This window comes from Psychrobacter sp. T6-1, assembly GCF_052258445.1.
This window is the reverse complement of record NZ_JBQQFC010000420.1, coordinates 1-1,627: the sequence shown is the minus strand read 5'-3', so window position 1 is coordinate 1,627 and position 1,627 is coordinate 1. Positions and strand designations below refer to the sequence as shown.

At 46.6% G+C, this 1,627-nt stretch carries 2 protein-coding genes; both read left to right on the top strand.

Features of this window, described 5'->3' with window-relative positions; genetic code table 11:
• The coding region (locus ACTXGO_RS13420; protein ID WP_443574871.1) for a putative oxygenase MesX at positions 1-246 on the top strand (246 nt) is incomplete at its 5' end.
• 159 nt (positions 247-405) lie between these two features.
• On the top strand, positions 406-1,434 hold the full coding sequence (locus ACTXGO_RS13415; RefSeq protein ID WP_443574870.1) for a methionine synthase: 1,029 nt from the start codon (positions 406-408) through the stop codon (positions 1,432-1,434).
• Positions 1,435-1,627: the final 193 nt, after the last annotated feature.

The following is a 1,627-nucleotide window of genomic DNA, read 5'->3' as shown; positions in this document are numbered from 1 at the left end:
AAGATCTATCGACCTGAGATTTATAATGCCAATTCAAGAGCGGGGCAGGTGTATCAGCCAAGCCTTAAGTACCAAGATTACTCGCTAACGCAAATTGTCTATGACCGCGCGGAGCGTAGCCAGATGGCAGTAACGCAGGGCAAATACACCGAAGATGACTTTATCAAACCGTATCAAACTATCCTTGATGAGTGGGCGGCAAGCTTTGTGCTGGACAATGATAGCGTGAAAAAACGCGCTGCTTAGTGGTCTATTAATGAATATCTTACTTTTAACTATTTGAAATCATTAGTCGTAGGGTGTATTCCATGCACCATGGTGAGTGGTGCTTAAAAAGCACCCTACGCCAAGATAAATGAGATTTAGTAATGATATACAAGAATAAAATATAAGAGAGTAAAGACTATGACACTACTATTACCAACCTCAACTGCAGGCAGCTTACCCAAACCGTCTTGGCTAGCCGAACCTGAGAAAATTTGGTCACCTTGGGCATTAGCAGGGCAGCAGTTACTTGATGGTAAACAAGACGCGCTACGTTTGACGTTGCAGGAGCAAAGACACGCTGGCATCGATATCGTTAGTGATGGCGAGCAGACCCGTCAGCATTTTGTGACGACCTTTATTGAGCATCTCGACGGCGTCGATTTTGAGAATCGTAAAACGGTCAAAATTCGTGACCGCTATGAGGCGAGTGTGCCGACAGTGGTGGATGCGGTGAGCCGGCCCAAAGCCGTTTTCGTTGATGACGCCAAATTCCTGCGCGCGCAGACCGATCAGCCGATCAAATGGGCGCTACCAGGTCCGATGACGATGATCGATACGCTGTACGATAGTCATTATAAAAGCCGTGAAAAACTAGCTTGGGAATTTGCCAAAATTCTCAATGAGGAAGCGCGGGAATTGGAAGCGGCTGGTGTCGATATTATCCAATTCGACGAGCCTGCCTTTAATGTGTTCTTCAATGACGTTAATGACTGGGGTATCGCTACTTTGGAGCGCGCCATCGAAGGCTTGAAGTGTGAAACGGCAGTACATATCTGCTATGGCTATGGTATCAAAGCCAATAACGACTGGAAGAAGACGTTAGGTTCAGAATGGCGTCAATATGAGCAAGCGTTCCCTAAGCTGCAACAGTCATCGATCGATATTGTCTCGCTTGAGTGTCAAAACTCGCACGTACCGATGGATTTAATCGAGCTGATACGCGGTAAAAAAGTGATGGTCGGTGCTATTGATGTCGCCACCAATGATATCGAAACGCCCGAACAAGTCGCTGATACCCTGCGCAAAGTCCTACAATTCGTCGATGCTGATAAGCTCTATCCGTCGACCAACTGCGGTATGGCCCCTTTGTCACGGCAAGTGGCACGCGGCAAGCTTGCGGCGTTAAGCGCAGGCGCGGCAATCGTGCGTAATGAGCTAAGCGCTTAGCATTTCTTAACAAGTGCTAGCTTGTTTACCTGCATGCGTGGCCTCAGTTACAAGTATAATTATATCCGTGTAGGCTGGGCTTTTAATTCAGCTTTTATACATTACAAAGTTACAATGCTGGATTGAGCTGGATTGAGCTCGGTTAAAAAACTAGCCTACAGCTAAGCGCATTTGATAAAAAAGCGCTGATAAA